Source organism: Streptomyces sp. SCSIO ZS0520 (assembly GCF_025643355.1).
GTDB classification, from domain to species: domain Bacteria; phylum Actinomycetota; class Actinomycetes; order Streptomycetales; family Streptomycetaceae; genus Streptomyces; species Streptomyces physcomitrii.
The window spans coordinates 3049618-3074159 of record NZ_CP092644.1 but is presented as its reverse complement, the minus strand read 5'-3'; the positions used below and the strand labels follow the sequence as shown (position 1 = coordinate 3074159).

At 69.8% G+C, this 24542-nt stretch carries 29 protein-coding genes; 13 read left to right on the top strand and 16 right to left on the bottom strand.

Translation table 11 applies throughout. The annotated features are described in order from the left end of the window. Nucleotides 1-62: 62 nt before the first annotated feature. The 5 genes from MID12_RS11605 to MID12_RS11585 all read right to left on the bottom strand — a co-directional run bounded on the left by MID12_RS11605 (nt 63) and on the right by MID12_RS11585 (nt 4062). Nucleotides 63-710 (bottom strand): hypothetical protein, encoded by a 648-nt coding sequence (locus MID12_RS11605; protein WP_263166702.1) that lies wholly within the window; start codon nt 708-710, stop codon nt 63-65. A gap of 217 nt (nt 711-927) precedes the next feature. Next, nucleotides 928-1614, bottom strand: a complete 687-nt coding sequence (locus tag MID12_RS11600) for a hypothetical protein (protein WP_263166700.1) — start codon at nt 1612-1614, stop codon at nt 928-930. Nucleotides 1615-1689: 75 nt separating this feature from the next. Further along, on the bottom strand, nt 1690-2235 hold the full coding sequence (locus MID12_RS11595) for a DUF3592 domain-containing protein (RefSeq protein WP_263166698.1): 546 nt from the start codon (nt 2233-2235) through the stop codon (nt 1690-1692). Then, nucleotides 2223-3683, bottom strand: a complete 1461-nt coding sequence (locus MID12_RS11590; RefSeq protein ID WP_263166695.1) for a hypothetical protein — start codon at nt 3681-3683, stop codon at nt 2223-2225. Before MID12_RS11590 ends, MID12_RS11595 begins: the two co-directional genes overlap by 13 nt. Then, the gene (locus MID12_RS11585; RefSeq protein WP_263166692.1) at nt 3676-4062 is read right to left on the bottom strand and encodes an SAV_915 family protein; all 387 of its coding nucleotides are present in this window, start codon (nt 4060-4062) and stop codon (nt 3676-3678) included. Before MID12_RS11585 ends, MID12_RS11590 begins: the two co-directional genes overlap by 8 nt. 194 nt (nt 4063-4256) lie before the next feature. Between MID12_RS11585 and MID12_RS11580 the strand changes: the two genes are divergently transcribed. After that, nucleotides 4257-4559: a hypothetical protein gene (locus MID12_RS11580; protein ID WP_263166690.1), complete on the top strand. Its 303-nt coding sequence runs from the start codon at nt 4257-4259 to the stop codon at nt 4557-4559. A 65-nt stretch (nt 4560-4624) separates the two neighbouring features. Here MID12_RS11580 and MID12_RS11575 read toward each other — a convergent pair whose 3' ends face one another. The 3 genes from MID12_RS11575 to MID12_RS11565 all read right to left on the bottom strand — a co-directional run bounded on the left by MID12_RS11575 (nt 4625) and on the right by MID12_RS11565 (nt 7653). Further along, nucleotides 4625-4966: a hypothetical protein gene (locus MID12_RS11575; protein WP_263166687.1), complete on the bottom strand. Its 342-nt coding sequence runs from the start codon at nt 4964-4966 to the stop codon at nt 4625-4627. A gap of 70 nt (nt 4967-5036) precedes the next feature. Next, nucleotides 5037-5366: a hypothetical protein gene (locus MID12_RS11570; RefSeq protein ID WP_263166685.1), complete on the bottom strand. Its 330-nt coding sequence runs from the start codon at nt 5364-5366 to the stop codon at nt 5037-5039. 97 nt (nt 5367-5463) lie between these two features. Further along, entirely contained in the window at nt 5464-7653 is a 2190-nt protein-coding gene (locus tag MID12_RS11565) for an alpha/beta hydrolase family protein (RefSeq protein ID WP_263166682.1), read from the bottom strand. A gap of 56 nt (nt 7654-7709) precedes the next feature. On the opposite strand from MID12_RS11565, the gene MID12_RS11560 reads away from it, so the two are divergent. After that, nucleotides 7710-7967 carry a hypothetical protein gene (locus tag MID12_RS11560; RefSeq protein ID WP_263166679.1) on the top strand — a complete coding sequence of 86 codons (258 nt, stop codon included), beginning with the start codon at nt 7710-7712 and terminating at the stop codon, nt 7965-7967. 73 nt (nt 7968-8040) lie between these two features. On the opposite strand, the gene MID12_RS11555 is transcribed toward MID12_RS11560, so the two are convergent. The 4 genes from MID12_RS11555 to MID12_RS11540 all read right to left on the bottom strand — a co-directional run bounded on the left by MID12_RS11555 (nt 8041) and on the right by MID12_RS11540 (nt 10903). After that, complete coding sequence (locus MID12_RS11555; RefSeq protein ID WP_263166677.1) at nt 8041-8622, bottom strand: hypothetical protein; 582 nt, start codon at nt 8620-8622, stop codon at nt 8041-8043. Nucleotides 8623-8733: 111 nt separating this feature from the next. Further along, the gene (locus tag MID12_RS11550) at nt 8734-9105 is read right to left on the bottom strand and encodes a hypothetical protein (RefSeq protein ID WP_263166675.1); all 372 of its coding nucleotides are present in this window, start codon (nt 9103-9105) and stop codon (nt 8734-8736) included. A 122-nt stretch (nt 9106-9227) separates the two neighbouring features. Then, nucleotides 9228-10052 (bottom strand): hypothetical protein, encoded by an 825-nt coding sequence (locus tag MID12_RS11545; protein ID WP_263166672.1) that lies wholly within the window; start codon nt 10050-10052, stop codon nt 9228-9230. 197 nt (nt 10053-10249) lie between these two features. After that, nucleotides 10250-10903, bottom strand: a complete 654-nt coding sequence (locus MID12_RS11540; RefSeq protein ID WP_040249658.1) for a hypothetical protein — start codon at nt 10901-10903, stop codon at nt 10250-10252. A 580-nt stretch (nt 10904-11483) separates the two neighbouring features. Here MID12_RS11540 and MID12_RS11535 point away from each other — a divergent pair. The 10 genes from MID12_RS11535 to MID12_RS11490 all read left to right on the top strand — a co-directional run bounded on the left by MID12_RS11535 (nt 11484) and on the right by MID12_RS11490 (nt 18982). Then, complete coding sequence (locus MID12_RS11535) at nt 11484-12200, top strand: hypothetical protein (protein ID WP_040249655.1); 717 nt, start codon at nt 11484-11486, stop codon at nt 12198-12200. A gap of 13 nt (nt 12201-12213) precedes the next feature. Next, the gene (locus tag MID12_RS11530) at nt 12214-13041 is read left to right on the top strand and encodes a hypothetical protein (RefSeq protein WP_040249652.1); all 828 of its coding nucleotides are present in this window, start codon (nt 12214-12216) and stop codon (nt 13039-13041) included. Next, the gene (locus MID12_RS11525) at nt 13038-14348 is read left to right on the top strand and encodes a CpaF family protein (protein ID WP_040249649.1); all 1311 of its coding nucleotides are present in this window, start codon (nt 13038-13040) and stop codon (nt 14346-14348) included. Before MID12_RS11530 ends, MID12_RS11525 begins: the two co-directional genes overlap by 4 nt. Nucleotides 14349-14353: 5 nt before the next feature. After that, nucleotides 14354-15397, top strand: a complete 1044-nt coding sequence (locus MID12_RS11520; RefSeq protein ID WP_263166666.1) for a type II secretion system F family protein — start codon at nt 14354-14356, stop codon at nt 15395-15397. Next, nucleotides 15394-16320 carry a type II secretion system F family protein gene (locus MID12_RS11515; protein ID WP_040249647.1) on the top strand — a complete coding sequence of 309 codons (927 nt, stop codon included), beginning with the start codon at nt 15394-15396 and terminating at the stop codon, nt 16318-16320. Before MID12_RS11520 ends, MID12_RS11515 begins: the two co-directional genes overlap by 4 nt. 197 nt (nt 16321-16517) lie before the next feature. Then, nucleotides 16518-16763, top strand: a complete 246-nt coding sequence (locus MID12_RS11510; RefSeq protein WP_168542488.1) for a hypothetical protein — start codon at nt 16518-16520, stop codon at nt 16761-16763. Nucleotides 16764-16869: 106 nt separating this feature from the next. Beyond that, on the top strand, nt 16870-17304 hold the full coding sequence (locus MID12_RS11505; protein WP_397915721.1) for a TadE family protein: 435 nt from the start codon (nt 16870-16872) through the stop codon (nt 17302-17304). Further along, nucleotides 17304-17771, top strand: coding sequence for a TadE/TadG family type IV pilus assembly protein (locus MID12_RS11500; RefSeq protein WP_263166663.1), 468 nt, complete (start codon nt 17304-17306; stop codon nt 17769-17771). The genes MID12_RS11505 and MID12_RS11500 overlap by 1 nt, the downstream gene beginning before the upstream one ends. Nucleotides 17772-17863: 92 nt before the next feature. Beyond that, nucleotides 17864-18280 (top strand): Tad domain-containing protein, encoded by a 417-nt coding sequence (locus tag MID12_RS11495; RefSeq protein ID WP_107071493.1) that lies wholly within the window; start codon nt 17864-17866, stop codon nt 18278-18280. Between the two features lie 171 nt (nt 18281-18451). Continuing rightward, nucleotides 18452-18982 carry a hypothetical protein gene (locus MID12_RS11490; RefSeq protein WP_263166661.1) on the top strand — a complete coding sequence of 177 codons (531 nt, stop codon included), beginning with the start codon at nt 18452-18454 and terminating at the stop codon, nt 18980-18982. A gap of 260 nt (nt 18983-19242) precedes the next feature. On the opposite strand, the gene MID12_RS11485 is transcribed toward MID12_RS11490, so the two are convergent. The 3 genes from MID12_RS11485 to MID12_RS11475 form a co-directional block, all read right to left on the bottom strand. Then, nucleotides 19243-19839 (bottom strand): hypothetical protein, encoded by a 597-nt coding sequence (locus MID12_RS11485; RefSeq protein ID WP_263166659.1) that lies wholly within the window; start codon nt 19837-19839, stop codon nt 19243-19245. Nucleotides 19840-19929: 90 nt separating this feature from the next. Continuing rightward, the gene (locus MID12_RS11480) at nt 19930-20724 is read right to left on the bottom strand and encodes a hypothetical protein (protein WP_263166657.1); all 795 of its coding nucleotides are present in this window, start codon (nt 20722-20724) and stop codon (nt 19930-19932) included. A gap of 233 nt (nt 20725-20957) precedes the next feature. Further along, nucleotides 20958-22184: a mucin-2 gene (locus MID12_RS11475; protein ID WP_263166655.1), complete on the bottom strand. Its 1227-nt coding sequence runs from the start codon at nt 22182-22184 to the stop codon at nt 20958-20960. Nucleotides 22185-22611: 427 nt separating this feature from the next. Here MID12_RS11475 and MID12_RS11470 point away from each other — a divergent pair, with 427 nt between their 5' ends. Next, complete coding sequence (locus tag MID12_RS11470; RefSeq protein WP_263166653.1) at nt 22612-23286, top strand: hypothetical protein; 675 nt, start codon at nt 22612-22614, stop codon at nt 23284-23286. 96 nt (nt 23287-23382) lie between these two features. Here MID12_RS11470 and MID12_RS11465 read toward each other — a convergent pair whose 3' ends face one another. Continuing rightward, nucleotides 23383-24432 (bottom strand): hypothetical protein, encoded by a 1050-nt coding sequence (locus MID12_RS11465; protein ID WP_411577056.1) that lies wholly within the window; start codon nt 24430-24432, stop codon nt 23383-23385. Between the last annotated feature and the right edge of the window lie 110 nt (nt 24433-24542).

The window sequence follows — 24542 nt, the reverse complement described above, 5'->3', positions numbered from 1 at the left end:
GTGCTCCCCGAGACCTCCTCACCATAGTCGAGATCACAGCAGATACAGAGGTCAGGGAGGGGTCAGCGCCGGGAGCGCAAGAGGGCGTACGCGAAGACGAGGCGGCGGTCGAGCCAGGCCGCGTGCAGCAGGAATCGGCGGTTCTCGGCGGAGGCCATGACCAGTTCGCCGTCGGCCCGCCATTCCCGCGGACCGCGCGGCGCGACGTGGTCGCCCTCTTCCTCGCCGAAGATCGCGACCCGGCTGAGAAACGCCGAGGCTGCCTTGCTCGCGCCGCGCCAGGCGACATCGCCGGCGGAACCCTCGGCCCAGTCGTGCCTGCCGGCGACCTCCGGGTGCCCGGGCTGATCGAGGAACCAGGCCGGGTTGAGGGCCTTGCGCAGCGCAGCGGCGGTCCGTACGCGACCCACCTCGGCTCCCGCCGCGTCGCGTACCGGGAAGGAGCGCATCCCCTCCGCCGACTCGGCCGCGCCGACCGTGCACAGCAGTGAGGTGAGTCCCGGGTCCTCGTAGATTCGGAGATCCTGGCCCTTGGCCCGGTCCTTTTCCGGCAGGAACGCGCAGGGAGCGAAGACCCGCTGCTCGCGTCCGCCGCTCGGCACCCGGAAGGCCCGCGGCCCGTGTACCGCCTTCTTGCGCCTGCCGTACGCAGGACGCTCCTCGGTACCGAGAGCGAACTCCCAGGCATCGGCCCACCCCACGACCGCCACCGGCGGCTCTTCGGCACCCCTGGATCCACCGAACCTCACGCTCCGCCTCCCCTTGTTCTCGCTCGGGCCACCGAAGGAACGGTCTGACGACTCGACGGTTCCGACCTGAATGCCACCGGGCGGGGAAGGTCATGGCGCCCCCGTCAGCCGTCAGCCGTCAGCCGTCAGCCGTCAGCCGTTGCTCGTAGGCGATCGGCCGGCCCTCGACCTCCGGCCGTCAGTCGTCGCCGACCAGGGCGAAGGCGAAGGCCAGTCGGCGGTCGACCCAGTCGGCCTTCACGGTGACCGTCTTGCTGCCTTCGGATTCCATGACGACCTTGTCCTCCGCGCGCCACTGCAGCGGCCGCCGCTTCTCGGGCTGGTCGCCGCCCTCGTTGCCGAAGCTGGTGACCGCGTCGAGGGCGAGCGAGAAGGCGCGGCCCGCCGCGTGGCCCGCGATCTCCTTGGCGTCGCCGCTCAGCCATTCGTTGCGGCCGGTGATCTCCGGGTGCCCCGGCTGCTCGATGCGCCAGGTGTGCCGGAAGGGGCGCTTGGGCGGTATCCGCTTCAGGGTGCCGATGTGCCCGCCGTCTCCGTCGCGTACGGCGAAGTGCTGTTCCCCCGCGACGTCCACGCCTTCCTCGACGTAGCACAGCAGCCGTGTCCGCTCGGGGTCAGCGAAGAGGGTCAGCCGCGGCGCGGAGGGCAGACCGTGCTGCGCGGAGTCCCCGAGCCAGGCGCAGGGAGCGAGCACGCGGTGGTCCTTGCCGCCCTTGGGCACCCGTACCGCGCTCGGCCCCCAGCCCACCCGCTTGCGCTTGGCCGTCGCGGGCCGCTCCACCGTGCCGACGCTGAACTGGCGCACCCGCACCCAGTCGACCGGCTCGACCGGGGGCTCAGGGGGCGGCTTCCTGCCGAAGGCCATGCGAGGGCTCCCTGCCTGTGAGATCTGCGGGCAATGCTACGGGGGCGCCCGTCCCGCCGAGTCCGGGCCGGCACGTCACTTGCGCAGGCGGACTCCAGCGGTGGGCAGGGCTCGGGATGTCGGCGCGGACGGGGCGCTGGAGCGCAGCAGTTGCCTTCGCCGTACGGCGAGGAAGCCGCCACCGACCAGGAAGAACGCAGCGACGAGAGCGGTGCCGAGGATCGGCAGGCTGAGGTAGGGAGGCTCTTCCACCCACGCGCGGGAGAGTGCGGTGGCGGGGTGCTGCGGGTCGTAGGTGATCAGCAGGGAATCGCCGGGGGCAGCTTCGGGGAGCATTCCGGCGATTTCCTTCAACCGGACAAGCTCCTTCCCGGAGTCGGTACGGTATTCGACTTCGAGATATTTGGGTTTGTTGTCAACGGACTTGACCACGCCGAGGGTGGTGACGCCTCGGTCTCGGAGTTGGGAGACCAGAGAAGCGGCCTGCACCATGTAAGCAAGCAGGATGCCGAACATGACGAGGAAACCGATGAGGAACACGAGAATCGCTCGCCAGGAGGGAAGTCTGGGCATGGAGCGGGCTCGGTCCGAGATCTGCCCTTGCGTATTCATGTGAGCCATCCAGAGATCTTTCGCCCGGTCGCAGCGGCGGCATTCTCCAGCGTGTCCCCGGCTTCGCGTACTCCTTCACTCACCGCATCGGCGAGCTGTCGCCCCGTCTCTGTTTTGGCCGCGTAGGAAACGGCGTACCCCGTCCCGAACCCCGCAGCCACCCCCGCCGCGATCCCCCATCCCACCGGGCCGCCTGCGGTGGCGACCAGCGTCACCGCGGCCCAAGAGCCGAGGGCACCACCCGCGACGCCACCGGCACTTGAGACGAGGACCACGTCCTTCTCCTCGCCGTGTCCGATGTCCCAGGCGGCGCCCCCGAGGGTCAGCACCGTCCCCACCACCGGAGCTCTGCCGCCGAAGCGCAGCATGCTGCCGAACGCCCCGCCGGGGACGGCAAGACGCAGGCCCGGCAGTCTCCGTACGGCCCAGCTGCCGACGTCGGCGACCGAGGCCTCCATGAAGCGGGAAAAGGAGCCCAGCCCGTGCCGCGCGAGGATGCGCTCCGCTTCGCCCGCCCGGAGCCTGCTCGCTCTGGCGGTCTGCTTGGTCCTGTTCTTCAGCTCGCGCTTCGCGGCATTGCCGACCGCGGCCACGCGCCGGAGGTACAGGTCGGCCGCTTCCTGGCTGAACCGCTCGGCCTCCTCGAAGAAGCCCTCGGCGATCTGACCTTGAATCCCGACGACACCCGCGAGCAGCCCCACGGAATCGGGCCAGGTGTCGTTCGGGTCCAGCAGCTTCCCGGCGGCTGTCCGCGTGTGATGCCAGGCGAGCGCCCAGAGTTCAGGGTCGTCCCCCTGCATGAGGGCCCGGTTGAACACGGCACCCGGGTCGTTCTCGGGAAGATCCTCGTGGAAGAGGCCGAGCGTGCTGGTGAACCCGGGCGCGGGCACCTCGGCACGGACCGCCGTGGTGAAGGCCGCACCGAATGCCCTGACGTCGTCCTCTGCTGTTGCGCTTCCGGTGGCGGCCACGATCACGGCCAGGTTCCGGGCCAGCTCCGGACTCATCCGCGCGAAGAACGCGGAGGCGAAGTCGGGATCACTCCCGCGTACGGCCAGTGTCTCGGCGATGCGGTGGAAGGCGCTCCCGGCCGCGCCGGGCGCCAGATCCGCCGCTTCCCCGGCGGACACGGCCAGTTGACGGCCGTCGTCGCGGGCCTGGCGGGCGGTGGCGACCGGCTCATGGATCCGGACCATCGCCACGCGTGGGCCGCCGTCCCGCTCGTTCTCCATGGCCGCGGCGAGAGCCTGGCGGCGGCGCAGCATGGGGAGTTCGTCGTCGATCCACTGAGCGATCCGGCCCAGCTCGGTGAGGGCAGCCGTGCTGACGCCGTGCCTTTCGAACTTGGCGAGGTACCTGGCCTTCGCCCCGTGGAGCTTCGCCTCGGCGTCGTCGAGTGCCCCGATCATCCGTGCCAGCCGGTGCGGATTGATGCCGGAGAAGTCGGCGTCAACCATGTGCGGATACCGCGGAGACCCCGGATACTGCCGGCACCCCGGCAGCGGCGCGGTCCGGATCGACGGCGCTGGCGCTCCAGGCCGGTGCGGGATCCACCAGGATGCCCAGAACTCCGGATCCCTCGAGCACCGGTCCGAGGGAGTGCGCCGGGACGACCACCCAGGTTTGCTCGGTCCCCATGGCCTCAACCAGCAGAGCGAGGCGAGTGAAGGCGAGCGCCACCAGCCGTTCCTCCTGCCCGTCAATCTCGGCGGGCAGCAGCATCAGGTCGAGGCACCGGTCATTCCCCGGAGCACCCCCGGAGGAAAGCTCTCCGCTCAGGGTGGGCAGTACCAGCAGGGCCTCTTGTCTGCCGGTCGGGATCGGTTGCTTCCACACCTTCAGGACACTACCGACAGGGATGTGTCGATCGCAATGTGTAATCATCGAAGGTGGATCGCACCCGAACGGGGTGGCGGAGAGCCAAGTTGACGTCCCGCCGCCCCCGAAGCTCGTCGGCTCCTCCGTAGGCAGGCATGAAGGCACATCGGCAGAGCGCGAGCGAAACCTTGCTGCCTCCTGGAGGGTGAAGCATGATCGAAGGCGCCCGTGAGGTGCCCAACCCCCGCCGCGCGGAGCTGGAAAGGCTCCGCCGTGATCTGGCCAGAGAAGTGGAGACGCTCCGTTCAGCGCTCCGGAGTGCGCACGCCGACATGGCGGGTGACAAGGTATGGGTGGGCAGGAACGCTCGTAGCTGGCAACGGGAGTTGGGCGGGCGGGATCGACGCCTGCGAGAGCAGGTCGACGGGCTCCTGCCGTTGCTCGACGCGGCGATCCGCAAGGAGCCGGAGAGAGTCGCGGGGGCTGAGGCGCGCTCCTACGAACAGGGCAGCTGACGCCGCGAGACAGGGACGGCGCCCGCCCGCCGGGTGGGGGAGTGGCCCGCGGTGAGGCCCGATCGCTAGCCCCCGAGGGTCAGATCGCCGATGAAAGTCAGGCCCTGGTCGGCCGCGGTCAGTCTGCCGAGGGTGACGCCCGTCCTGATCGCCAGGGCCGAGCGGTCCTCGCTGTCCGTCATGGCGTCGGGGAAGACCTGCCAGCCCTGTTCCACCAGGCGGGCGCAACAGCGCTTCAGGAGCGCCTCGTTGGAGCGGGTCTCCTCGGGGTCCCAGCCCGCGATACGGACCGATCCGGGCTCGGGAGAGCCGAATTCGTCGTCGGGGTGGACAGCCCGCGGCGTGGCGGTCTTGATGGCGTCCCGGATCTCCGCCGAGATCAGCTGCTGTGCGTCTTCGGTCTTCATCGGTGCGCTGTCGTCCTCGGTCGGCTGGGCTCTGGGGTGGGTGCGGTTCCTGGTCCGGCGGTCGGGGGTCTCAGCCGGACTCCGGCAGGCCGCTGAAGGATACGGCCGCGGGCTGGCAGCTGAAGGCCCCGCCGCCGACGCCCTCCCGTACGGCGTGCAGGGTCGGCTCGGCGGCCTCCCGGTCCGGCTCGACGGCCCAGCCGCTGCCGCCGAGGTGGGCGGCGAAGGCGTCGAGCAGTTCGGTCGCCGTGCGTTTGTCCTCGGCGTCGAAGGCGGTGATCGAGACCACTTCCCTGGCCAGCGGCGAGGGGAGGTCCATGAGGGTGGCGCCGGGCATGACGCTGCTGATCGCCGACTTGACCTCGTCCACGAGCCGGTCCTTGGGCTGTTGCTGCGTCACGCTGCGCTCCAACTGATTGTCCGGAATGACGATGAGGGAATTCCACCAGAACGCCTGTCGGAGCCGATCGGGGCCGATCAGGTCCGATCGGGGCCCCTCAGAAGGGGTTCACGAAGTCGACGGCGGAATCGACGACGTCCTTGCCCTTGTCCAGGCCCTTCTCCACGGTGTCCACGCCGGTGTCGATGATATCGCCTCCCTTGTCGACCGTCGTATTCCAGGCGTGATCAGTGGTGTTGAGGATGTCCGTGCCCTTCTCGACGAAGGTGTCCTTCGTCCCCTTCAGGGAATCCACGACATCGTCGAAGTTCTCGCCGATCTCCGTCGGATGGACGAGGGTGTCGCCGATTTCCCAGACGGTGTTGCCGCCCGTGTGCAGGACACTGCCGGCCATGTCCTTTCCGTCGCTCAGGATCCGGCCGCCGTCGTCCTTCAGGGTTCCCCCGAGTTCGCGGACGTCCCCCAGCATGCGGGAGCCGCCGTTCTTGAGGATTCCGAGGAACTGGCGCGTGTTGTTCTGCAGCCTGTCGAACTGCAATCCCTTCACCACCGGCCACGTCAGCACCTTGAGCAGTCCCGTCGAGCCGCCCTTCGCCGCGAGTGCGGCGGATTTGGCGACCCAGTCCGGTGCTCCCTTGTCCTTGGCCGCCTTATAGGCCTGCTTGTACGCGATATCGCTCGCAAGGGAGTTGACCTCGTCGAAGAGGTCGTCGGGCTTCACCCGGTCGAGCATGTTGTGCTTGTTCAGAACGGCGTGCAGCGGCCCGATGATCTCCCTGAACGTCGTGCGGCCATTGACCAGGCTCTGCACGATCGGATCCAGATCGGCGCCCATGCGCTCGACGACTTCGGGGGGCACCCGCTCGTGCAGGAAGCCCACCAGCTTGCGCATCTCCTCGGCGCCGACCATCTCCTCGTCGAGGGTCGTGTCGGTGAAGGTGAGTTTCTTCTGGCCGCCGAACAGGATCGACTGGAGATTGGCGAGCGAACCGGTTCCCTCGTCGTAGTACATCGAGTGCCCGGTCGCCTTGTCGGTGCCGAGACGGGTGATGTCCTCGAAGTCCGCCGGGTCGTCACCATGCCCCTGGGTGTACGAGACGGGGTCCTTCGGCGCCCGCATCGCGAAGAACTTGGTGTTCGGCATATGGAAATCGGCGACCTTGTGGATATTGGGGCCGAGGCCGGGACTTCCCATGAACGTGACGGTGTCGATGTTCGTCAGGCCATTCTGCAGGGCCTTGCTGGTGACCAGGGTCCCGTAGCTGTGCGCGAAGATATTCGTCTTGGCATCCGACTTGAGGTTCACGGATATGCCCTGCCGGAAGGCGTTGAGCCGCCGGCCGCCGTCTTCTGCCTTCGCTGGGTCCACGGAGTCGCCGATCTCCGGGGTGTCGTAACCGAGCCAGCTCACGACGGCTGTGTCGGTTCGCTCGGTCTTGCCGTCCTTCATGAGTTCGTAGCCGCCTTTGCTGAACCCGTTGAAGTTGTCCAGCCGGTTGGTGATCCCCGGAACCCGGAAGGAGACGTTCTCGGCGTTCTCCAGGTCACCGACGACCTCCGCGACCCGGCCATCGGGAAAGGGGGAGGCCTTGGGGTCCGCCACGGAGCCCGCGTGGGGCTCGAACGCGAGGAACTGCCGGGGTACTTCTTCCGTCACCGTACGATGCGTCTTGGGATCGACGAACGTCTTCATACGGGGATTGAGGAAGCTGCGGAGGGTTTCGACGCGGGTCTTGGTCCGCTTGAAAGCGGGATCGGTCTCGGAGAGGCCGTCGAGATACTTCTTCTCTTTGTCGTACTGCTTCTGGATGGAGATGCGGTTCGCGGCGAACCGTACGTTCACGGGCACACCGTCGGTGTTCCCCACGAGCTCCGGATTGGCGATCGCCAACGCGGCCTGCTGTTCCGGCTTGAGGGTGGCGAAATAGCTCTTCACGGCCGCGGCCCGTTCCTGGGGAGTGGCATCCTTCTTGTCCGCGAGAACCTTCTTCAGCCCCGACTCGAATTCCTCACCCGCACCAGGCTGCTTCGCAAGACCGGTCGGCAGACCGAACTTCGACAACGATCCGAAGGGTGACTCCGAAGGCGCCCGCAGAATCCGCGCCTTCTTGCGCAGTTCGAGTGCCTCGTCGCCGAGCCAGTTCGCAAGCGCGGTGAGCCCGGAGACCTCACCCGACACTCCGAGGTTCGAGGCCCGTGTCCTGAGTCCCGGGATGGAACCCGCCTGAGAGTCCATCGACTTGGCGAGCCGGTCGAGCATGTCCGGATCCGCGAATACCAATCCCATGGCCGGTAGCCTAACTTCCGGAGAAGCGGGGCCAGTCGGCACGCAGGTAACAGTTCATGGACAAGGAGGTCCCTGTTATGGGAGAGAAAGACGCGACGGATCTGCGTAAATTGGCCGCAGATGTCAGGAAGTTGCTGGATGGTCCGGAGAAGATCGCCGCCGACGAGCAAGCGCCGCCGGATGAACGCTGGCAGGGGCCGACCGCCACTCGGGTGCGCGGCGAAATCCGGACGCGTAAGACCAAGTTGGACACCATGGCCACGAACATCGAGAAGGAGGCCGGGAAGCGCAAGGATGAAAAGGGCGGTTCGTAGTGGTGCGTAGCGGTCTGTGGGCTATGGGCCGCCTGGGGCAGCGGGTGCCGCCCGGCGGTTGCGCGGGCCGAGGTCAGCCCTTCCACTCCGGATTGCGCAGGCAGTCCGTGATCACATTGGTGAGGAGGGTCTGCCAGGTCTCTCCCTTTTCGCCGGATTCCTCCGGGGTGGGAAAGGCCGTGATCTCGATGAGACCCCTCACGCCCGACTTCTTCATCTGCAGCAGCGCGCCGTCCTCGTGGCCCGGCGGAGTGGTGCGCTCGGACGGGTCCTTGCGCCACTGCCTCTTGGCCAACTGATCGGCGACCGCGTTCACCAGCTCCCGCGAGGTGCGTGTGTCGGAGGTCTCCAGAGGAATCCGAATGGCGGCGGAAGCCCGCAGCTTGCTGGCGTCCTTACCGTCGAGAACATCCGCGCCGCCGCACTCCGTGTTCCCCCCGGGCAATTCCTCCACCTCGATACCGGGTACCGCTGCCTTCGTCGCGGCCAGCGCGTCCGGGTACATGGCGTCCATCGCCTGCCGATAGGTCGGCCCCGAACCCTTCTTCCCCGAATCGCCGGAACCGGATTCCCCGCCCCCACCGAGACTGCACGCCGAGACCAGTCCGAGCAGGGCGACGGCGGCGCTCATCCGCAGAATCGGGCGGGTGCTCATATGCTCTCCGTGCCTGTTGTCTCCGCCTGGCATTGCGGCGTGGTGGTGGCCTTGCTCCTGCGAGCCTAGCCGCGGAAGGCCGGGCGATGCCAGGTCGCCAGGGCCCGCCCCTCAGCCCTCCTCCGTCGAGTCCGCCGCTCCCGAGAACAGGCCGGACCCCTCCGGGAAACCGGCGAAACCGACGGTCGCGGGGGCGCAGCTGAAGAATCCCGCCCCCAGGCCGGCGCGTACGGCGAACAGAGACGCCTCGGACTCCTGGGTCTCGGCCTCGTCGATCTCCCAGTTCCGCCGGGCGACTTCGGCGGCCACCGCGGTGAACATCTCCGCGTCGGAGCGCGGATCGTCCGTGTCCACGGCGGTGAGGGTGAGGATTTCCTCGGGGTTGGGTGACGGAAAGGGAACAGGCGAAGCGCCGGGCAGCACCGCCATGATGACGTCCTGGACTTCTACGCCGAGTGCCTTCAGCCGCTGTTCCTGATCCATGGGTTCTTCCTGATCCACGCGCTCTTGCCGCTCCATCACGCCACTCCGTACATCCCTGTCCGCACTCCCGTACATCCCCGTCTGCTCCGGCAATCCTTTCCTCGTGCGGTTCTCCGCGCGATTCAGCGGTTGACCGACTGCACCTCTTCGACGACCACCTGCTGGTCCGCCCCGAAAGCACCGTCGGGCAGCCTGTTCGGGCCGGGTTCTCCGGTTCCCTCCCAGCTCACTTCCCACGTCACGGTCGCCCTGAGGTCGTACGAGCCCTTGCGGAGATAGGCGACACCGCACGGCGGGTCCTGCTCTGCCTTGCCCTTGGCATAGGGCTCCCCGATGGAGCCGTCGTCATTGATACGGCAGATTCCGGATCCGGGGAAGGTCTTGGCCTCGCCGGTGCCGGGTTCGAGTCTGAGGGCGACGGGGCGGGCGGTGGTGGTGGCTTGGATGTCGACGCCCTGGGCGTTCAGCGCGGCGGTGACGGAGACCTTCTTGAACTTCGCCTTGTCGAGCCAGGCCCATGCCGGGAGATTCACCTTGGAGGCGCCCGCGGGGGCCAGGGTGACCTTGGTGTCCGGCAGCTTGATCCGGTTGTAGGCGAGCTGGGCCAGGATGTCGGGCGAGACGGCATGGGGGTCGTTCACCGGGTCACCGTTCTTGACCCAGAAGGGCTGCCGGTCGCACATCTGGGCGGCGTCCTCCATCCAGCGGTCCGGGTCCTGTTTCGCCACCCACCAACTGCCTTCGTCGCCCTTGCTCTTGTTGTAGTTCTTGTACTTTCCGTCTTTGTAGATGTCGCGGAACTCGCCTACCGAGCGCTTCGCGTAGTTCGGCTGCCGGGGGTCGTCGGCCACCATGTGGAAGCCGCGCTCGGTGTCCTTGGCGAATTCGTCGGCGGAATAGGGCTCGTACCAGCAGGCGGGAGGCGTCCAGTTGCCCACGGGCTGCATGCCTCCGTTGCCCTTGCCGCCGTGCCCGCCGGTCTGGCCACGGAACGTGATGCGGGAAACGAGGGTGCGGTCGGACTTCTCTCCCTGTGGCGTTGCCGACTGCGAGTCTCCGCCGTGCCTCTTCTCGGCGTGCGCGGTCAGCGGCAGGGAAGTGAACCCCACCGCGAGCGCAGCGCAGACGAGGATGCGTCGAGCCGTTACGGCGTGCACTTCTTGTTCCCCCGTTCAGAGGCGAGCTGTGTGGTCTGCCAGATCCCGGTTTTGTTCTTGACCAGCTGGGCCTTGTAGTAGACGTAGGAGTCGTCGCTGGGCGTGGACTTGTCCAGCTTCTCCGTCTTACGGTCCTTGTCGAACACCTTCGTCTCGTCCGAGCAGTACGAGACGCTCGCCTTGGTGCTGCCGTTCTTTGTGACGGAGGGCAGGAAGTAGCGGGTGGTTCCGGTGAACGTGTAGTTGTCGCCGGTGTAGCCCGTGATCCACTTCGCCGCGTCCAGCAGGGCTTTGCCTTCGTAATAGAAGGGGACGGCGGGCGACTCCGGGTCGTTGTTCGTAATGGCGGCGTCGGTGGCGTTGATGCGTTCTCTGGTGTCGCTCAGTACGGCGTCGGAAACCGCGTCCGTGTCTTTCCAGTTCTGGAAGACGTTCTTGACGTCACCAGGGAGCGAAACCGAAGGGCGCTCCGTGTCCTTCGAAGCAGTGGCGCTCGGGGAGGCCGACTCCCCGTCGCCCGTCTCGGCCCCCGCGATCGGATCCTTCTCCTTCGGCGAGTCGTCATCGCTGCCGCAGGCGCTCAGCAGCAGTGCGGCGGCCGAGGCGAAGGCGGCGACGGCAGGCAGGGTGCGGCGCTTCACAGTGGTCTCCCGGTGGGGCGAGTGAGGTTCGACCCCAGGACGCTAACCGGCGGTCCCGGGTCGATGCCACTGAGTGTGTTCTCTTCCGCACCACCCGCACAGGGGGTTCAACTCCCGGCGTGTACAGGGACAGTGGGGATGAATCGGACGGTGGGGGAGGCCGGGAGGGCTCCAGGCGCCGCCCGGTCGACCCCCGGACCGCCCACCCGCACCGGCCCCCGTTCCCGCTCGGCTTCGCAGCCGTGTATCCGCAGGTCCCGCCAGGTGGCGCAGGGGGCGCCCGGGTGGTCGGCGGTGGCCGGATCCGGGTGCCCGGGAACCAACTGGCCGCCAGGAGCGTGAACGAGTGCGGAACGCGGGGTTCGAAAGGGGTTTCCGGGGTTGTCCACAGCCGCCCGGATGCGCCTTGAGGGCCTTATGTGCTGCTGATACGGTGCGGAGACTTGACATACGCGGCGGGTCGCGGGATCGGACCGGCGGACACGAAGTGCGGGGAATGCCCGGCCTGTTCCGCCTGTGTGCTGTGCGTGTGAAGTGTACGAGTTGACCGAAATCATCTTGGGTGTGCGGGGAGCTTTGCGTGAAGATCCAGGAGCGTGCGGGGGCGGGTAACCACCGCTCCAGCGCACCGGCCCAACCGGCCATGGGAGAGCGTCTTCCCTCGGCGCCTCGCGAGCGCAAACCGGCACTCGCCGCTCTCGCCGTGCTGCTCATCCTCGTCGGCGCGCTCGGTGCCACCATGCTGGTCCTCCAGGCGGGGGACCGGATCGAGGTCGTCAAGATCACCCAGGACATCCCGCAGGGCGGCTCCGTCAACAGCGGCAACTCGGCCCATGTGATGGTCGCCGAGGACAGCGGTATCCACTACGTGAAGTGGAGCCAGCGCGGCAAGCTGGCGAAGCTCAAGGCGGAGAGCGCTATCCCCGCCGGGGCCCTCGCCGTGGGCGAGATGTTCACCGCCGACGAGGGCCTGTCCGACGACGAGGCGTCCGTCGGCCTCTCGCTCAAGGAGGGCCAGTACCCGGCCCAGTTGAAGGACGGGGACATCGTCGCCGCCTACCGCGTCGGCAGCGACGCGGGAAGCAACGACAAGGACGACGACGCCGGTGCCCCCAGCGGTAGCACCCCGCTCGTCGCCCAGGCGCGCGTGGACAGCCTGCGCAAGAAGGAAGACGGCCAGATCTCCAGCGGCAACCAGACGCTGAACCTCATCGTCGGCACCGACGAGGCCGCCGCCCTGGCGTCGGCGGCGTCCGCGGGCGAGGTCGCGCTCGTGCGCGTCCCCGGAAAGAACTGAGGCGCGGGCACCCATGGCGCTCATCGCTCTCGCCGCGGACAAGGGTTCGCCCGGCGTCACCACCGCGGCTGTCGCCCTCGCCGCCGTCTGGCCCCGGCGGGTCCTGCTCGCCGAGACCGACCCGGCGGGCGGCGACCTGGTCTACCGCAGCGCCGCCGCGCACGGCGGCCCGCTGAACCCGAACACCGGGATGCTGTCCATCGCGGCCACCGCGCGCCGCGGCCTCGTACCGGATCAACTCTGGGACCACACACAGCCGTTGAGCGGCGGTCTCGAAGTGCTCGTCGGGCTCGGCATCTCCGAGCAGGCGGCCGGTCTGGCCGGACTGTGGCCCACCCTCGGGCGGGCCTTCGCCTCGCTCGCCGACTCGCCGCACCAGCCCGCCGACGTCATCGCCGACTGCGGACGCATCAGCGGGGACACCCCGGCCATCGAGCTGTTCCCGCAGGCCGCGCTGCTGCTGCTGGTCTCGCGCACCGAGCCCGAGGCGCTCGCCCGGGTGCGGGACAGGGCCGCGGCCCTGTCCATGAAGCTGCACGGCGGGCCGCGCGGCGCCGCCTCGCTCGCCACCCCGCTGATCGGCGTCATCCTGATCTGCGACACCGGCGACGCCCCCAAGACCGTGCACCAGGTCAACGACATGCTGATGGCCGCGCAGACCGGCGCCCGGGTCTTCGGCACCCTCGCCGACGACCCGGCGGGCGCCGCCCAGTTGGCGGGCCGCCGCCGCGGGCGCCTGGACAAGTCGCTGCTCATCCGCTCGGCGCGCAAGGTGACCGCCGACCTCTACCAGCAGTACGGCGCCGGCTGGCAGACGCCCGCCGCGGGGGCCGGGCGATGAGTTCCGCCGTCGACCACCAGCTGGTCAAGCGGTTCCGGCAGGACGCCGGTGACCGCATAGCCGAGCAGCGCCGCCTGGACCAGGTGTCCGGGGTCACGCCGATGTCCAGCGAGGACGAGCGCCAGTACGCCCGGGCGGTGATCGCGCAGATCCTGGAGGAGTACGCGCGCACCGAGATCAACGCCGGGCGCACCCCGCTGGACGCGGAGACCGAGGAGCAGTACGCGGCCGCCGTGCACGCGGCGCTGTTCGGGGTCGGGCGGCTGCAGCCGCTGCTCGACGACCCCGAGGTCGAGAACATCGACATCAACGGCTACGACCAGGTCTTCGTCGGCTACGCGGACGGCCGCGAGGTCAAGGGCGACGCGGTCGCCGAGACCGACGAGGAACTCATCGAGCTGATCCAGATACTCGGTGCCTACTCGGGCCTGTCCTCGCGCCCCTTCGACTCCGCCAACCCGCAGCTGGACCTGCGGCTGCCGGACGGCTCCCGGCTCTCCGCCGTGATGGACGTGACCCGCAGGCCGGCGCTCTCCATCCGCCGCGCCCGGATGGGCAAGGTCTTCATGTCCGACCTGGTGGGCAACGGCACGCTCACCCCCGAGGTGGCGCACTTCCTGGCCTGTGCGGTCCGGGCCCGTAAGAACATCATGATCGCCGGGGCCACCAACGCGGGCAAGACCACGCTGCTGCGCGCGCTGGCCAACGAGATCCCGCCGCAGGAGCGCCTGATCACCGTCGAGCGCGCCCTCGAACTCGGCCTGGACACCTTCGCCGACCTGCACCCGAACGTCGTCGCCTTCGAGGAGCGGCTGCCCAACTCCGAGGGCCAGGGCACCATTTCGATGGCCGAGCTGGTGCGGCGTTCGCTGCGTATGAACCCCTCGCGGGTCATCGTCGGCGAGGTGCTCGGCGACGAGATCGTCACCATGCTGAACGCGATGTCGCAGGGCAACGACGGCTCGCTGTCCACGATCCACGCCAACAGCTCCAGCGAGGTCTTCAACCGCATCTCGACCTACGCGCTCCAGGCGAACGAGCGGCTGCCCATCGAGGCCAGCCAGATGCTGGTGGCCGGCGCGGTCAACTTCGTCGTCTTCATCCAGCGGCGCAACAACTACCACAGCGGCGGCCGCCTCCAGCGCATGGTGACCTCGGTGCGCGAGGTCAACGGCGTCGACGGCCGCGTACTGTCCAGCGAGATCTTCGCCGAGGCGCCGAACGGCCAGGTCGTCCCGCACGCGCCCATCGCCTGCCTGGAGGACCTGGCCGCCTTCGGCTACCGGCCCACAGGGAGTTGGGGGTGAACCAGATGACACAGGACCCACACCCGGTGGGGATCGCCGTGGGGAACCTCGATTCCGTGGGTTCCATGGGCGGTCTCTTCTCCACCACCGTGCTCTTCTCGCTGATCTGCGGGGTCGCGGCGGGCGGCGGGCTCGCGCTGCTCGTGCTCGCGCTGCGCGGACTGCCCGCCAAGCCCGCGCACGAGAAGCACAAGGCCTCCGAACGCGCCTCCGAGCTGGTGCGCTTCGCGGGGCAGCGGGGCTCGATCGCCGTCGGCGCGGGGCTCGTGGTGCTGCTGCTCACCCGCTGGGCGGTCGCCGGTATCGCGGCCGGCATCCTCGTCTTCTTCTGGGACAAGCTGTTCGGCGGCGCCGCCGAGGAGCGCGCCGCGATGCGCCGGGTCGAGGCCCTTGCCGCCTGGACGGAGTCGCTGCGCGATACCATCGCCGGTGCGGTCGGCCTCGAACAGGCCATCCCCGCCTCCGCGCGCGCCGCGGCCCCCGTGCTCCGCCCGCACCTGGACGCCCTGGTCGACCGCCTGCGGTCCCGCACCCCGCTGCCGGACGCGCTGCAGATCCTCGCCGACGAGATCGACGACGCCTCCGCCGACATCATCGTCGCCGCCCTCATCCTCAACGCCCGGCTGCGCGGCCCCGGCCTGCGCCAGGTCCTCGGCGCGCTCGCCAAATCGGCCCGCGAGGAGGTCGACATGCGCCAGCGCGTGATGGCCCAGCGCTCCTCGACCCGGCGCTCGGTGCAGATCGTCGTCGCCGTCTCGCTGGCCTTCGTCCTCGGCCTGTCCGTCTTCAACCGCGAGTTCGTCAAGCCGTACGGGACGCCGGTCGGGCAGCTCGTACTGGCCTGCGTCTGCGGCTTGTTCGCGCTCGGCTTCTGGTGGCTGCGCAAGCTGTCCACCATCGAGACCCCGGAGCGCTTCCTGGTCCACGACGAGCCGGGCGTGCAGTTCGTCCGGCCGCGGGCGGGCGCGCCCGGCCCCGGTCAGCCGGGCGACGCCGAGGGCCCCCCGCAGCAGACTCTGCCCAGCCACGAGGAAGGGGTCCGCCGGTGAACCTCACCCTGCCGGTGGTCATCGGTGCCGTCCTCGGGCTCGGCATCTTCGTCCTGGTCCGCGCGCTGATGCCGTCCCGGCGCAGCGCCGTGGCCACCGTCGCCCGGATCGACGCGATGCGGGCCCGCGGCGCCGCCTACGAGTCCTCGCACCGCACCCAGGAGCAGGACACCGGGCGGCTCGCCGGAGTGCGCTCGGGCGTCGGGCGCCGGGTCGCCGACTTCTACCTCCAGCAGGGCTGGGAGCAGCGCTCGCTGCGCGCCGATCTCGCGGTCCTGGACCGCAGTTGGGAGAAGTTCCTCGCGACGAAGGTGCTGCTCGCCGCGGCCGGGCTCTTCTTCGGCCCGTTCCTCTTCGCGATCGTCTGGACCCTGGGCTTCGGCAGCAGCCCGATCATCCCGGTCTGGATGGCCCTGCTGTGCGCCGCGCTCTTCTTCTTCCTGCCGGATCTGGAGGTGCGCAGGGACGCCGCCGACAAGCGCCGGGACCTGCGCCGGGTCATCGGCGCCTATCTCGACCTGGTCTCGATGAGCCTGGCGGGCGGGCGCGGTCTGCCCGAGGCGCTGATGGCGGCCGCCGAGATCTCCGACGGCTGGGCCACCCAGCGCATCCGCAACGCGCTCGCCGACGCCCGGATCACCGGCATCAGCCAGTGGCAGGCGCTGGGTTCGCTCGGCGAGCGGCTCGGGGTGGAGGAACTCAAGGACCTCTCCGCCTCGTTGGCCCTGGTCGCCGACGACGGCGCGAAGGTCCGCGAGTCGCTCGCCTCCCGCGCGGAGACGATGCGGCACCGCGAACTCGCCGAGATCGAGGGCAGCGCGGGCGAGAAGTCGCAGTCCATGCTCGTGGCGCAGCTGCTGCTGTGCGCGGGTTTCCTCGTCTTCCTGATCTTCCCGGCGGCGATGCGTGTGTTCCAGGTCTGATACGTGTGCCCGCGACCGCAACCACGTCGTGCACCCTGGACGTGGCATCCCCCGGAACCCCGTACGCGGGGCGACCGACCGCAAGTCCCCTGATAGCAGAGGCCGTTGAGAGCAAGGGCCGCCGATGAGTGAGCAGGACCGCCGACGCGGACCACTGAGCACCGACCACCGAGAACACCGAGAGGACTGAGAGAGCCATGAACGGACAGCGATTCAGCCACCCCGCTGTGGACTTCCTGATCACTTTTCTGAAGACCCGTATCGACCGGGCGCGTTCGGGTGAGCTCGACCGCGGTGCCTCCGCGGTCGAGTGGGTCATCATCTCGGCCGTCGTCGTCGCGATCGTCGGCGTGGTCGCGGCCATCATCAACCAGGCGCTCAAGGGCGGCGCCGACAAGGTCAGCGACTGCATCGAGGGCGCGGACGCCAGCAAGACCTGCTGAGACGCGCCGGGCACCGGGGCCTTGGTCCACCGGTGCCGGGTGCCGGGGCCGTCCGTACACCGGGCGGCCGAAGAAGCGAACCGGGGAGCGAGTGACTGTGGTGCGCGTGCGCCGATGGGTCCGCCGCCGGGTGGAGGAGGCCTCCACCCGCGGTGACTCGGGCATGACCGCGATCGAGTTCGTGCTGCTCACGCCGGTGCTCTTCTTCATGATCTTCGCCACGGTGCAGTTCGCGCTCTACTTCTTCGCCGACCATGTGGCCCAGGCCGCCGCCCAGGCGGGCGCGCGCAAGGCCCGGGCCACGGCGGACAAGGAGCCCGGCTGGCGCGGCCAGGCGCGCGGGGTGGTCGACGACTACATCGAGCAGCTCGGCCCGAAGCTGGTGCTGCGCCCCCAGGTGAAGATGCTCCAGCCGGAGCCCGACACGGTCGGCGTCGAGGTCACCGCGGACATCCCGAGCGTCTTCCCCGGGCTCGACCTGACGGTGCACGCGCAGTCCTCGGGCCCGGTCGAGCGGTTCGTCGAGGATGTGGGCAACTGATGGCGGCGGCACGGCGGTTGAGTCCGGTGGCCGGTGCCCTGCGGCGCCGTGCTCGCGGTGCGGGGCGCCCGCCCGCGGACGACCGGGGCCTGTCCACCATCGAGGTGGTCATCCTCGCGCCGGTGATGATCCTGTTCATCCTGGTCCTGGTCGCCTTCGGCCAACTCGTCGACGGGCGCGGCGCCTTGGACGGCGCGGCCCGGGACGCGGCCCGCGCGGGCTCCATCCAGAAGGACCACGCGACGGCGATGGTGGAGGCCCGCAAGGCGGCGGAGGCAGATCTTGAGGACGTCTGCTCGGGCCCGGTGACGGTCCGTCAGACCAGCCCGGGCTTCGAGCCGGACACCCTGTTCACCGTCGAAGTCAGCTGCAAGGTAAGGGGACTTGCGATGCTCGGCCTCGACGTGCCGACCACCCTCACCGCGAGCTTCAGCTCCCCGCTCGACCCCTACCGGAGGACGGTGTGAACGCGGCGCGGCGGGCGGGCACTCCCGTACGACGAGGCTCCGGCGCCCTGTTCACCCGTACCCGGCAGCTGTGTGCGGCCCGCCGGGAGCGGATGGACGACCGCGGCAGCGGCGCGGGCGCGGTCATCATCTTCGCCCTGCTCTTCCTCTCCCTCTCCGCCTTCGTCATCGACGGCGGCATGTCCATCTCCAAGCGGGAACGCGCCGCGGACATCGCCGAGCAGGCCGCCCGCTTCGCCGCCCAGGACATCGACCGCGAGTGCCTCTACACCAACTGCGGCGAGGACGGCCCGATCAACTACGAGAACTGCGACGCCCGGGTCAAGACCTTCGCCCGCGAGATGGGCATGTCCGGCCCCGACATCGCGGCCACCCACTGCATCAACCCGACCGCCGCCCAGGTGGAGGTCGAGGTCCAGCTCACCTACGACCCCGTCTTCACCGGCATGTTCTACGGGGGCTCGGTGACGGTGAAGGGGCGGTCGGTGGCGGAGAACCTGGTGGGCTGAGACCGCCGGGTACCGGGACGGCGGGTTGCCTGCCGAGCAGTCCGCGTCCGCCCCCCAACAGCCCCGGATCGCCCGGGAGTTGAATTCGCTGCGCGAGCCCGCGGCAGGAGCCCGCTGCGCGAGTCGCTGTACGAGTCCGCTGTACGAGTCGCTGTACGAGGAGAGCCGAGCGTGCTGTACGAAGAGAAGCTTCCCCGCACCTACACCCGGGTCTGCCTGGCCCTGTACGTGGCGCTCGTGGTGTGGATGGGCGTCACCTCGCTGCCCGAGGACTTCGCCATCTGGCTCGGGCTGAGCGTGCTCTTCGGCGCGGTCGTCCTGCTGCCGCTCCTGGGCGTACCGCTCTCCAAGCGGATCTACCACCGCATCCGCATCGACGGCCACACCCTCCGCGTCGGCAGGGAACGCCTCCCGCTGGTCTGGCTGGACCCCGACTCGGTGGGCGCCGCCCTGCACGAGGCGGCCCCCGGCACGGCCCAGCGCTACGCGCACTCGGCGCAGCAGATCGACATCCCGGTGTCCGGTCTGCGGGCCCGCGACCGGGGCAACGCCCGTCTCGTGGGCGGCGGTTGGAGCGTCCCGATGGGCATGGACAGCGTCGTCGTCGCCACCCGGCAGGGGGAGGGCCTGACGATCGCCACCCACGACCGGACAGCTTTCCTCACCGCGCTGCACGGGGCGCTCTCGGGGGCCCAGGCCTAGGGCCTTTCGTTTGGATCGGGCTGGGCTCGCGGGGGCCGGCACGCACATCTGCGGCGTTGTCGTCGGTTGCCGACGCTCCGCGTCGACGCCCTCCTCCGCCTTGCAGCTGCACGCACCAGCCCCCGCTCCCTGATCCAGCCCGATCCAAACGAAAGGCCCTAGGGTCCCTCGCGCAGATCGGGCGGATCGGGCGGATCGGGTGGATCGGATGGATCGGGTCCCTCGGGTGGATCGGGCGGGGCCGGACCGCCGGTCCGGCCTCAGTCCGAGAGGTCCAGCAAGCCCTCCGTGAAGCGCCTGGTCTTCGCGATCACGGCCCCGCGGAAGCTCAGTTCCCGGGTGTAGACGCTCTCCAGCAGGACGCCGAGGCTGATGTCCAGCGCGTCCAGGGGGCCGCTGCCGGTGACCGTGATCCGGCGCGGGTTCATCCAGCTGGAGCGCGCGAAGTGCAGGGTGACGCCCGCCCTGGCCAGCGTGTGGTTCCGCTTGCTCGGCTGCTGCGCGTAGGTGTACTGCCGGTCGGCGGCGAGGATCCGCAGCGCCCGCCCCCGGCGGGTCAGGCCGCGCGGCCGGGACATGTCGCAGGGCCGGTACTCACCGGACCCCGGGTCGAGCAGGCTCAGCTGGTGGCTGCGCATGGACGGGCGGTCCGCCTGCTCGATCCCGGTGAAGGTGAAGGACGGAATGCGCTCGCCCTCGGTCCACGAGGTCCAGTGCTCGCCGTAGGTGCCGGCCTCCGGGTACACGAGCTTGACGGCACCGAAGGGCCCGGCCACCCCCTCCCAGAGGAAGCGGCGCTCGCTGCGGTGGACGCTCTTGTCCTGGATGCGCTGGAGTTCGAAGCTCAGGTTGGTCATCTCGGTCCTCAGGGGTGGCGGAGCGTTCCCCGGCGGTCTGCGCCCGCGTACGGGAGGGGCGGTATGCGGAGGTGAGGGCCTCTCACCGTGTCATGCGCCGGTGGCGAACTGCTCGGCCTCGGGCAGCAGATCGGTGATCTTCTCCCAGACCTCCTTGGCGGTGGTCTGCCGTACCCGCAGGGCGCTGTCCTCGCCGACCTCACCCTCGCGGATGGGCTCAGCCGGCAGTTCGCGTATCCAGTACCCCTCCAGGCCGCAGTCCCAGACGGCCAGCGCCGCGACGCTCATCCCGCCCTCCTCCGCTTCCTTTCCGCGCCAGGCGAGGGTGATCCGCCACATGCAGTTGAGCTGGGCCAGGATCTCGGCGAGCCGCGCGGGCGCGCCGACCTCCGCGCCCGCCTGCTCGAAGGCATCCTCCCCGTCCCCGACGGCCTCCAGAAGGCGGTCGACGGTGCCCACCGTGGAGTCGATCTGCTCGGTGGCATCACCGCGGTCGAGCGGCTCCGTGTGCAGGTCGACCATGCGCGCCAGTTCCCAGACGAGGTTGCGGACCTCCAGGGGCGCGTACACGGACTCGGTCTCTCCCGGCCAGCCCTCGTGGGAGAAGGCGAACTCGTCGCCGACGACGGCTCCGCTGCTCAGCACCCCCTGCGGGCCGGTGACCTCGATGCGCGCGATCAGGTGCGGGTCCATCAGCGTGGAGACCAGCGGGTACAGCTCCGCGTGGAGCGTGCCGTCCTCCAGGATCAGCCCGGCCTGCTCCAACGCGCCGCGCGCCTCGGCCAGTTCGGCCGCGAGTTCCTCCTCCTCGACGATCATTCCCAGCACGCTGATGTGGGAGTCGGAGAGACGCAGTCGTCGTCGGGCGTGGTCTATGGAGGGCATACGGACTTTCCTCAGGGAGTCGATGGGGGCGGGACAGGCAGGGCTACAGAGGCCAACGCCTCAGCGGCCAAGGCTTTCGGACGTCGCAGGGCGTGCGGTCGCAGGGCAGGCGGTCCCTTCTGGCGGGTTGACGGAGGGCGGTCGCCCGCGGTCGAAGGGCGGCGTGGCGACGGGGGCGCCATCCTGCGCACGGCTATGTCTCTCTCCAGGGGGTGTCACCGGATCCGGCCCGCTCAGTCGAACGGATTCAGCTTGCTGCCGAGTTTCTTCGCTCCGTCCACGGCCTTGCCCACGCCTTCCTTGACCTTGTTGCCCGCCCACTTGGCGCCGTCGGCCACCTTGCCCGGGAACTTCTTCACGGTGTCCCAGTTGTCGACGATGGTCGCCACTCCGTACACGGCGCCCGTCACCACGGCGGCGCCGATCGTGACGGGGTTCGGCGCGACCATCGCCGCCGTCAGGGAGGCGTTGAAGGCGACGCCGGAGACATCGGCGACGTAGCCCGCGCCGTTCTTCTTGAAGGCGTCGACGGGGTTGCCCTGCTGGATGACGTCGACGGCGCCCGCGACGGTGGCGACGGCGCTGCCGCCGACACCCGCGACCCGCCAGAAGCCCGCCGTCTTGCTCGCGGCGCCGAGGCCGGAGGCCAGCGAGGAGAACTTCCCGGCGCCGCCGGCCGCCTTGAGGGCCGCGGCGCTCTTGCCCGTCTTGAGGAGGTTGGCCTCCCAGGCCCAGAGCTTTCCGCCGTGGATCTGCGCGAGCTTGTTGGAGCCGGCCAGGAAGTCGAGCAGCGGGGCCGGTGTCCTGGTGCCGATCTTGATGCCCAGCTTGGCGATGCCCTTGGGGATGTAGCTCGGGGCCCGGCCGCGCAGGATCTGGGCCAGGGTGGTCCCCGGCGCCTTGAGCGGATTGTGGGTACCGGGCTTGAAGTACTTGATGAGGCCGAGCGTGCCGGTGGCGACCATCTTGAAAGCGCCGGGGACCGTCGAGGTCATGCCCGTCAGCTTGATGTAGTCGCTGACCGTCTCGCCCAGCTTCTCGTTGTTGGTGAGCTTGCCGACGGCCTCACCGCGGACCCGGATCGCCCACTGGCTGAACGACTCGTTCTTCTCCCGTTTCAGCCACTCGAAGTCGCGGTCCCCGCTCGCCGCTCCGGCCATCGCGAGCAGGGCGATGTCCGGGTGGAGCGCCAGCCGCGCCGCGTCCTTCTTGGAGAATCCCGCCCACAGCAGCCCGCCCAGCGGATCGCCGTTCTCCGCCCGGGCGATGGCCGCCCGCTTGCGCAGATCGGGCGCCGTGTCGGTCAGCCAGGACCGGATCGGCTTGAGGGTGGCGAGCTTGTCGGAGACGTTGAGGTTGCGCGCCCGGGTGAAGGCCTCGTCCAGTTTGTCCTTTGTGCCGCCCCTGCCGTCGAGAAGCTTTGCCAGCTCTTCGAGTTGCTCAGGATTGACAGTGCGCACGTCTGGTCCCCCGGGTCGGTGTGAAAGTGAGGCGCCGGCAGTGGCGGACGTACATCATGCTGTCTCGAAAGCGTTGTTGACCATGCGGGGTACGTCGCTGTCCCTTTGCGTCATGACCTTGGCGGTTTGGGGTTGTTGTGCCGTTGTGCGTCCTCTCGGGCGACTCGGCGGACCGGCGGAAGCCGCCCCGCCGCCGGACCGGTGAGCCGGCGCATCCGGTGCATCCGGTGGGGACAAGGCTCCCGCCGCGATGGCCGGAACCCGTATCCTCACGCGCGAACCGAGCGGGATTCCGGTACGCATGACGCGGGTGTGCCGACCGTTCGCCGCGAGCCGGGGCGTCCGGAACGCCCCCCGGGGTGTGCTTCCGCCGCCGGACCGCCCCGGCACGCCGCTCCCCCCACGCCGTGCACAGGAAGGAAGAGCAATGGAGGGCAAGAAGAGGCCGGACCCGCCGGACGGTCCGCTCGGCGGCCCCGCCCCGGAGGCGTTCGCCGTCACCGACCTCGAACGGCGGGCCCCGGACAGCAAGCCGGTCAGGGGCCGCCTCGCGGTCCGCGTACCACGGTCCGAGGAGGGCACCGAGCACTTCCCGCCGCGCCTGTGGGTGGTCCCCGCCGAGGACGCGAGCCGCGGCTACGAGCTGTACGAGACCGGCGAGGAGGCCGCGCTGCTGTGCCGCGTCGAGCCGGTGCCCGGCGCGGGCGGCGAGCGCTTCCGGGTGAAGGACGAGCTGGGCACCGAACTCGGCACCGTCCAGCGCACGCCCGCGGCCAAGCGCACCGTCCAGCACAGCTGGTGGATCCAGCAGCCGGGGCACGGCGAGGCGGTCGCGCGCTACCACTGGGCGAAGCCCGCGGTGGTGGAGGCGGGCGAGGACAGCGGCGGCAGGCTGTTCGGCGGGATGCTCGGCGCCTTCACCGACCCGGGGGCCGAGGGCGGCGAGGCGGTGCCCTTCATCCGCCGACCGGTCACCTGGGAGGCGGACAACGAGGTGGTCCTCACCGCGCAGCAGCACACCGGCTACCGCTCGTACCGCGTGCACGCCGACTGGTTCGACGCCCGGCTCGGCTACGCCCTGGCCCTTCTGCGGGAGAGCTGAGGGGCGCCGCCGATCGGCCGCGTACGGGAGGTCGGCGGGGTCGCGTACGGAGGTCGGCGGGCCCCGGAGCTCAGCGGCCGGCGGGAGCCCCGCCCCTCACCGGTTGACGGACTGGATCTCCCGCACGTTCAGGTCCTGGGTGGTCTCGAAGGTGCCGTCGGGGAGGTCGCCGCCGGTGTTCTGGGAGCCCTTCCAGGTGATCTCCCAGGTGACGGAGGCCTTCAGGTCGAAGTCGCCCTTGCGCAGGTAGCGGATGCCGCAGGGCGGGGACTTCTCGCTGCTGCCCTTGGTGTACGGGGCGCCGATGCTGCCGTCCTCGGCGACCTCGCACTCGCCGGAGGCGGGGAAGGTCTCGGCGTCCTCGGTGCCCGGTTCCAGGTGGAGGCTGACGGGCCGGGCGGTGGTCTCGGCCCAGACGCCCACCTCGTCGAGGGAGGCGCGCACCGTGACGTCCTTGAAGACGCCCTTGTCCAGCCACACCCAGGTGGGCAGATTCACCGTGGACCTGGCCGCCGGGCGCAGCTCCACCTCGGTCTCGGGGACCTCGATGTGGTCGTAGGCGAAGGCGGCCAGGGTCTTGGGCCTGGGCGCGTGCGGGTCGTCGGGGATGGTGCCGGCGTCCTGCCAGAACATCACCCGGCCGCAGTCCCAGGCCTTCTGGTCGTCCTCGTGGCCCTTGCGGACGACGCTGCGCCAGAACTTGCCCTGCTCGCCGATGTTGTAGTTCCTGTACCCCTCGGCGGTGGAGTTCCCGCCGGAGCCGTCGTTGATGTCGAAGTTGTCGGCGGGCTCACCCTTGTCGTAGTGGTCGACGAAGAGGCCCTTGGTCCACCACTCGTGGGCGTTGACCGCGCCCATGCCGTCGAGGCCGTCGACGCTCCTCTTGAGCTGCTCGGGGGTGAAGACGGGTTCGTACCAGCAGACCGGTGGTTCCCAGTCCGGGTCGGTCGAGGTCACGGAGCCGACCGGGACGCCCTTGGGGGCGTCGGGGGCGGTGACCCGGATCTGCGAGTCGGTGACCGAGGCGATCAGGCCGCCCTTGCCGTCGGTCCCGCCCGAGCCGCCCCCGTTCTCGTGCCCGGGGCCGCCGAGGGCGGAGGCGGCGGTCGGCAGGAGCGCGACGGAGAGCGCGGTGACCGCGACCAGGGTCGCTCCGGCAGCCTTCCGGCACGCCGGGAGGGGACGTACCGCGGGGGTGCGGCGTCCCGCGGTGGAGCTCCGTGCCGCGCGGGTGCGGCGTATCGGGTACGAGGGGC